This is a genomic window from Novosphingobium organovorum (assembly GCF_022832435.1).
Taxonomy (GTDB): Bacteria; Pseudomonadota; Alphaproteobacteria; order Sphingomonadales; family Sphingomonadaceae; genus Novosphingobium; species Novosphingobium organovorum.
The window spans coordinates 20,595-27,845 of sequence record NZ_JALHLF010000050.1 but is presented as its reverse complement, the minus strand read 5'-3'; the positions used below and the strand labels follow the sequence as shown (position 1 = coordinate 27,845).

Annotated in this window: 5 protein-coding genes and 2 pseudogenes; 5 read left to right on the top strand and 2 right to left on the bottom strand. The window is 69.6% G+C overall.

The genetic code is table 11. The annotated features are described in order from the left end of the window. Positions 1-116 precede the first annotated feature (116 nt). Positions 117-737: a DUF721 domain-containing protein gene (locus MTR62_RS12740; RefSeq protein ID WP_244021463.1), complete on the bottom strand. Its 621-nt coding sequence runs from the start codon at positions 735-737 to the stop codon at positions 117-119. A 43-nt stretch (positions 738-780) separates the two neighbouring features. On the opposite strand from MTR62_RS12740, the pseudogene MTR62_RS21705 reads away from it, so the two are divergent. From MTR62_RS21705 to MTR62_RS12720, 5 genes and pseudogenes are all read left to right on the top strand, one after another. Continuing rightward, positions 781-1,377, top strand: a pseudogene (locus tag MTR62_RS21705) (A/G-specific adenine glycosylase); the annotation flags it as partial. Then, a pseudogene (locus MTR62_RS21700) lies at positions 1,364-2,026 on the top strand (NUDIX domain-containing protein); the annotation flags it as partial. The pseudogenes MTR62_RS21705 and MTR62_RS21700, both read left to right, overlap by 14 nt. Continuing rightward, entirely contained in the window at positions 2,023-3,336 is a 1,314-nt protein-coding gene (locus MTR62_RS12730; RefSeq protein ID WP_244021460.1) for a serine hydrolase domain-containing protein, read from the top strand. The pseudogene MTR62_RS21700 and the gene MTR62_RS12730, both read left to right, overlap by 4 nt. Positions 3,337-3,338: 2 nt before the next feature. Next, positions 3,339-4,274, top strand: coding sequence for an NAD(+) diphosphatase (gene nudC / locus MTR62_RS12725; RefSeq protein ID WP_244021458.1), 936 nt, complete (start codon positions 3,339-3,341; stop codon positions 4,272-4,274). A gap of 81 nt (positions 4,275-4,355) precedes the next feature. Further along, positions 4,356-5,660, top strand: a complete 1,305-nt coding sequence (locus MTR62_RS12720; RefSeq protein WP_244021455.1) for an aminotransferase class V-fold PLP-dependent enzyme — start codon at positions 4,356-4,358, stop codon at positions 5,658-5,660. A 169-nt stretch (positions 5,661-5,829) separates the two neighbouring features. Here the strand turns inward: MTR62_RS12720 and MTR62_RS12715 are convergent, their stop codons facing one another. Continuing rightward, positions 5,830-7,173 carry a M20/M25/M40 family metallo-hydrolase gene (locus tag MTR62_RS12715; RefSeq protein WP_244021454.1) on the bottom strand — a complete coding sequence of 448 codons (1,344 nt, stop codon included), beginning with the start codon at positions 7,171-7,173 and terminating at the stop codon, positions 5,830-5,832. Between the last annotated feature and the right edge of the window lie 78 nt (positions 7,174-7,251).

Sequence of the window (7,251 nt, the reverse complement as noted above, 5' to 3'; positions counted from 1 at the left end):
AAGGCCAAGGCACGCCCCGGCTCCGGCGGCCAGGGCGCCGAGGCGCGCGGCGCGGGTGGCGACAGTCTTCAAAGCAAATGTCTTGAAAGCAGCAGGGGTCTTGAAAGCAGCAGGCATCAGTCGTCTTTCCGATCTTCCTTCGCGCTCATGCTGCGCGCGAGCGATTCCAGGACGGCGCGAAGTTCGGGATCGCCGATATCGCGCAGCGATTCGCCAAGCTCGAAAGGCACCGGTTTGAGGGAGGGAGGCGCAGTTCGTTTCGGTGAAGCAGGCGGCGCCTTAACCTCGCCTTGCCGGATCTTCACTTTGGCGACGGCCTTGTAGCCGAAGAAGCGATTCACCCGCTCCATGATTTCGGGCACGACGTGCTGGATCAGCGGCGCGTGCGCAGGGCGGACCACCAGCTGGAGGATGCCGTCGCTCTTTTCGCCGGGGGGGAAGCGGATGGCCTCGGGCATGCACACGCGGGCGTGGCGCGGGCCGACGATCTCGGGCCAGCGGGTGACCACGCTCGACTGGACGAAGCCGAAGCGGCGAAAGGCGGTGCGCCCGATATTGGGCATGAGGTCGGAAATCGAGCGCGCCTGCCCGCCGCGCGGCCGCTCGTAGGGCTTGGGAGCCTTGGCCGCAGCTTTGCCAGCCGTCTTGCTCGCAGCCGTGGTCGCAGCCTTGCCGGGCGCCGTTCCGGGCGTCTTTGCGGGGCTCTCGCCCGAGTTCTTGCGGTGATCGCGTTCCATCAGACCCGTTTCCTTACGCGGGCTCCAATGCCATAGGGCTGGCATGGATGCCAGTTCGGAAAACATCTCCCGCGCCTTGCTCGACTGGTACGATGCGAACGCCCGCACGCTGCCCTGGCGCGCGCCGCCCGGCACCCCGGCGCCCGAGCCCTACCGCGTGTGGCTGTCCGAGGTCATGCTCCAGCAGACCACGGTGGCCGCGGTGAAGGACTATTTCGCCAAATTCACCGCGCTCTGGCCCGATGTCGCGGCGCTGGCGGGGGCGGACGATGCGGACGTCATGGCCGCCTGGGCGGGGCTGGGCTACTACGCCCGCGCGCGTAACCTGCTGGCCTGCGCGCGCGAAGTCGCCGGTGCCTATGGCGGCGTGTTTCCCGACAGCGAGGAGGGCCTGCGCGCCTTGCCGGGGCTGGGCGCCTATACCGCCGCGGCGGTCGCCGCGATCGCCTTCGGGCGGCGGGCGGTGGTGGTCGATGCCAATGTCGAGCGGGTGGTGGCGCGGCTTTTCGCGATCGAGGAGCCTTTGCCCGGCGCCCGCCCGGCGATCCGCGCTGGGGCCGATACGATTACGCCCGAGACGCGCGCGGGCGATTTCGCGCAGGCGATGATGGACCTGGGCGCGACGATTTGCACCGCGCGCNGTGGTGGTCGATGCCAATGTCGAGCGGGTGGTGGCGCGGCTTTTCGCGATCGAGGAGCCTTTGCCCGGCGCCCGCCCGGCGATCCGCGCTGGGGCCGATACGATTACGCCCGAGACGCGCGCGGGCGATTTCGCGCAGGCGATGATGGACCTGGGCGCGACGATTTGCACCGCGCGCGACCCGCGCTGTCTGCTCTGTCCGCTCGCCGCCGCCTGCCGCGCGCGCGCCGGCGGCGATCCTGCGCGCCTGCCGGTCAAGGCGGCGAAGAAGGCCAAGCCGACCCGGCAGGGCCGCGCCTTCTGGATCGAGCAGCGGATCGGGGGCGAAGACCATGTCTGGCTGGTGCGCCGCGCGGGCAAGGGTATGCTCGGCGGGATGCGCGCGCTGCCCGACGATGGCTGGGCCGCGCGCGGCGATGGCGACGGGGTTCCCGTCTGCGAAGGGCCGTGGGAAGCGGCGGGCCGGGTGCGCCATGTGTTCAGCCACTTCGCGCTCGAGCTGAGCGTCTCGCTCCACGTTGGCGCCGCGCCGCAGCCTCCGGGGGAGGGCGAGTGGTGGCCGCTTGAAACGCTGGACGCGGCGGGGCTGCCCACGCTCTATGCCAAGGCCGCGCAACTCGCGCTCGCCCGGACCGGAGAAGAGGCATGATCGATCCCGCCGCGTTTCCCTTGACTACCCGGCTCGACCGGCGCGGGTTGCTGGCCCTTGGCGCGGCAGCCGGGCTCTCGGCGGCGGCGCTGCCGGGTCTGGCGCGCGCGGCCAGCGATCGCGATCTTCTGCCGCATGTCCGCGCGGTGCTGGCGCGCTGGACCGGGCCGGGGCGCTTCCCCGGCATGGTCGCCTCGCTCGGCCTGCCCGGACGCGAGCCGCACTACGCGCTGAGTGGAACGCAAGGCTTCACCCAGGGCACGCCGATGGGGCCGGACAGCCTGTTTCGCATCTATTCGATGACCAAGCCGATCACCGGCATGGCGGTGATGCAGCTGATCGACGATGGCCTGCTCGGGCTCGACCAGCCGCTCTACGACATCCTGCCCGCGTTTCGGCACATGCAGGTGCAGGACAGCTACGATGGTTCGATCACCGCGCTGCACCCCGCGCCGCGCCCGATCACCATCCGCCATCTGCTCACCCACACCGGCGGCATCGGCTATGCGATCGTCCAGAAGGGGCCGATCAAGGCGCTGATGGAGGAAAAGGGGCTGATCGCAGGGCAGGTCAGCCGCCTGAAACTGCCCGGCGTGTTCGATGGTACGCCGGTCGGCAGTCTTGCGCTTTTCGCTGATCGGCTGGCCAGCGTGCCGCTGGTCGCCGATCCGGGTACGCGGTGGAGCTATTCGATGGGGTTCGACCTGCTCGGCCGGGTGATCGAGGTCGTCTCGGGGCTGCCGTTCGCGCGCTATCTGGGCGATGTCGTCCTGGGCCCGGCGGGGATGACCAGCACCTTCTTCCAGGTGCCCGCCAGCCAGGCGCACCGCATGACCACCAATTACGGCGCGCTGGGGCAAGGCCTGGTGCCGATCGACGAGGGGCAAAGCTCGATCTTCCTCGATCCCCCGCCGTTCGCTTTCGGGGGTTCGGGGCTGGTCAGCTCACCGCGCGATTACGACCGTTTTCTGCGCCTGCTCGCCCAGTTCGGCAAGCTCGACGGGCGGCGCGTGCTGGGCGAGCTGGCGGTGCGCGTGGGCACCGCCAACCTGCTGCCCGAAGGCGTCGCCGGGCCGGTGACGAAGGGACGCCCCTCCCACTTCGGCGCGGGCGGGCGCGTCGGGCTCGGCAGCGAGGCGGGGATGTTCGGCTGGTCGGGCGCGGCGGGGACGGTGGGCATGGTCGATATGGCGCGCGGCCTTCGCTCGCAGATTTTCGTTCAGTTCATGCCGCCTGATGCAACGACGTTGCTGCCCGAATTCCAGTCGGCCCTCAAAGCCGACGTGACCGCCCTTGTGGAGAATCATTGAGCATGTCCGCCCCCCAGACCCTCTCCCGCCCGCTGCTGCCGATCGCCTACGCCGGATCGCCGCTCGACCGTGCTGATCCCGTGCGCAACGATCCCGCCGCGCTGGCCGCGCTCAAGACCGAGCGCGCCAGGGTGCTGCTGCTCGACGGGCTCGATCCGGTGCTTTCGCCCGACCAGCACCTGAGCTGGGGCACGCTCGATCAGGTTGACGAAGGCGCCGAGCTGATTTTCCTCGGCATCGAGGGGCTGGGCGAGGCGGCGCGCGGCTGCTTCGCGCCGGTACCCACGCTGGCGCCGGGCGAGAGCCCCCATGCCGGGCCCGCCAGCTGGAACGCGATGGCGGTGCTCGGCGCGGGGGAACTGGCGACTTACGGCGGCGCGCGCTCGCTGGTGAGCTGGCACGCGCGGCACCGCTTCTGCCCGCAGTGCGGTTCGCCCACGCGGCTCGACAAGGGCGGCTGGCAGCGTACCTGCACCAGCGAGGCCTGCGGCGCGGCGCATTTCCCGCGCGTCGATCCGGTGACGATCATGGCCATCGAGCACGAGGGCAAGCTGCTGCTCGGCCGCCAGCCGCGCTTTCCCGAGGGGCGCTATTCGACCCTCGCGGGCTTCCTCGAACCGGGCGAGACGATGGAAGAAGCCGTCATGCGCGAGGTCTTCGAGGAAGCGGGCGTGCGCGTGAAGGGCGTGTCCTACGTGGCGAGCCAGCCCTGGCCGTTTCCCTCCTCGCTCATGCTCGCCTGCCACGGCTATGCGCTCTCCACCGAGCTGACCATGGACGCCAGCGAACTGGAGGACCTCAGGTGGTTCACCCGCGCCGACATCCTCGACGCGCTCGAGGCCAAAGGGCGCGGTGAGCCGGGCCGCGCCTTCGATGCGCCCGCGCATACTGCGGTGGCGCATGTGCTGATGCGCTGGTGGGTCGATCGCACGGCCTGAGCGAACCTGCCGCCGTCGATTTTCCCTTTCCTTGCGCCGTTTTGCAGTGCAGCATGATACGGTGTAACAAGGAGCAGGGGCATGGAAAATCGGCGGCAGTTCATCGCGGGCGCAGGCCTGGCATCGCTCGCGGTGACGCTTGGCGCGGGTGCCGCCGGTGCAGCGAGTGTAGCGCCATTGGCGCCGGGCAAGGTCGATTTCACCGCGCTCGATAGCCCGCTCGATGGGCTTTACGACGTTGACCGGAGCATCGCCAATTTCGATGCGGCCTATTACGGCGCGATGACCCGGCCGATCCACGCCGCCTACCTCGATCGGGTGGCGTTCGTGAACCGGGAGAATTCGCTGTTTCTGCGCAGCGCGCTCAAGGATCATCCGCGCGACGCCGAGATTGACCGTTCGCGCGTGGCGGTGGCGGGCCTGCTCGGCTGCACGCCAGACGAGATCGCGCTGGCAGGCGGCGGGACCGAGGCGCTCTACGCGCTGATTGTCAATTACCGGCTGCTGCGCCCCGGCGATGCGGTGATCCACGCCGATGTCGATTACGACGAAATGCAGTACGCGATGGATTACCTCGAGGAGATGCGCGGCGCGAAGGTCGTGCGCTTTGCGCTGCCCGAACCGCACACCGAGGCCAATATCCTCGCCGCCTACGAGAAGGTCCTGCGCGAAACGCCGCGTGCAAAGCTGCTGCTGCTCACCCACGTCTCGAACCGCAACGGGTTGATCCCGCCGGTGAGGAAGATCGTCGCCATGGCCAAGGCGCGCGGGGTGGATGTCATTCTCGACAGCGCGCAGGCGGTGGGCCAGCTGCCTTTCACGGTGGAAGACACCGGGGCGGACTTCATCGGCTTTTCGCTGCACAAGTGGCTCGCCGCGCCGCTTGGCACCGGTGGCATCTATATCCGCAAGGAACGGCTGGGCGACATCGCGCCGTTCCTCGGCAACCGGATCTACGCCGAGGACGACATTCGCGCGCGCATCCTGTCGGGCACGGTCGATTTCGCCGCGCGCCTGACCGTGCGCGACGCGGTGGCGCTGCACGAGGCGATCGGCGGGGAGGCCAAGTTCGCGCGGCTGCTCGCCTTGCGCAATTACTGGGTGGAGCGGGTGCGCGATGTGCCGGGGCTCGAAATCCTCGTGCCCGAAGAGGCGGGGCGCTATGGTGCGATCACCGCCTTTCGGCTGTCCGGCATGGGCACCGATTACGCGCGTTACCAGCGCGCACAGGCGCTGTTTCGTGACAAGTACGCGCTGCAAGTCGTCGCCAAGGCCGGACTGGCGAGCGGGCCGGGCCTGCGCGTCACGCCCGCGCTGTTCAACACTACCGCCGAACTGGACCGGCTGGTCACCGCGATCCGGGCCGAACGCGCGATGTTCGCCTAGGTCCCTTCGGTCCCAAGCCTTCCGGCCCTCCCGCACGCGGGAGGGCGACGCGCCATGTCCCCCCCCTCCCGCGTGCGGGCGGGGCAGCGAGACTTGGAAGAGCGTAGCGAACCTCGTCGCCGCGGGGTGGGGCAGCCGAGCGCCCGCGTCCCACCCGGCGCGGGCACGCTCAGCGCGCTTGCGTACCCGAATGCGCCTTGCCGCTCCTGCCCGTGCTGAGGCGGGTCATCAGCAGCGCGGCGCGCTTGATCTGGCGCGGGAAGCTGGAAAGATCGACCCGTTCTTCCGGCGTGTGATCGCCCCGGCTGCTCGGCCCCATGCCGGCGAGGCCATCGACGTATTGCGCGACGAAGCTGATGTCGCCCGCGCCGCGCTTGAGCGGGTCGAGCGGGGGCATCGTGGCAAGGCCGAGGTCGGCGTTGATCGCGTTGAGCCGGTCGAGCAGCGCCTGGTTGCCCGGCGTCGGCGTCATCGGCGGGTAGCCTTCCTTGAAGGTGATGGTGGCGCTGGTCTGCGGCAGGTGGCGCGCGACGATGGCTTTCATCTTGTCCTGCACGCGCGCGATCTGCTGGGTGGTCAGCGCGCGCATGTCGCCCTTGGCGATCGCGACGGGGGGAACGATGTTGGTCTTTCCGGTCGCGGTGATCTCAGCTTCGTCGGGGCTGAGCGTGGCGCTCGCGCCGCCGCCGATAAGGCCGATGTTGAAGGTCAGGTTGGGTTCGGGCAGTTCGGTGCGAAAGGCGCTGATGATCCGCGCCAGTTCGTAGATCGCGCCATCGCCCACGGGGAGTGAGAAGATCGCGCTCGAATGCGATGTCTGGCCGGTCGCGGCGATGGTGTAGCTGGTCGAGGAACGCCGCGCGACCGAGCCGTAGTCCTGCCCGTCCAGCACCACCAGCCCTTCGAAATCGAGCGCGACGTCGGCGCGCTTGCCCGCCGCGACGAGATCGGCGCGCGCGGCCTCGACCGGCGCGCCGACGGCTTCCTCGTCCCCGGTCAGCACGACCTCGATGTTCGCTTTGGCGAGCGTTCCGGCGGCTTGCATCGCGCGCAGCGCGGCGAGCATGACGACCATGCCGCCCTTGTCGTCCGCCGCGCCGGGGCCGTGCAGCGTGTCGCCCTCGCGCCTGGCGGTCTGGAACGGTGAACTGGGCTCGAACACGGTGTCGAGGTGGCCGATCAGCAGCATGCGCGTGGTCCCCGGCGTGCCGGTGTGCGTGGCGATGAGGTGCCCGGCGCGGCCCACGGCGTCCATCGGCACCCAGCGCACGGCAAAGCCGAACGCCTGCAATTGGGGCGCGACCATGTCGCGCACCGCCTTCACGCCCTCGATATTCCGCGTGCCGCTGTTCTGCGCGACGAGCTTTTCGAGAAAGGCGATGTCCTTGTCCTGCCCCTTGTCGACTTGGGCGACGATCGCCTTTTCGGGCTTCGTCAGCGCGGCGAGCGCGGGGACAGGGCACAGCGCGAGGGCGAGGATCGGGGCGAGCGCGGTGAGCGGGCGGATGGTCATGGCGCGCACGATAGCCGCGATCGGAGAGGGTGCAAGCGGTCCTGCCTGCGCGAACGCACGCCGGGTGCAGAACGCACG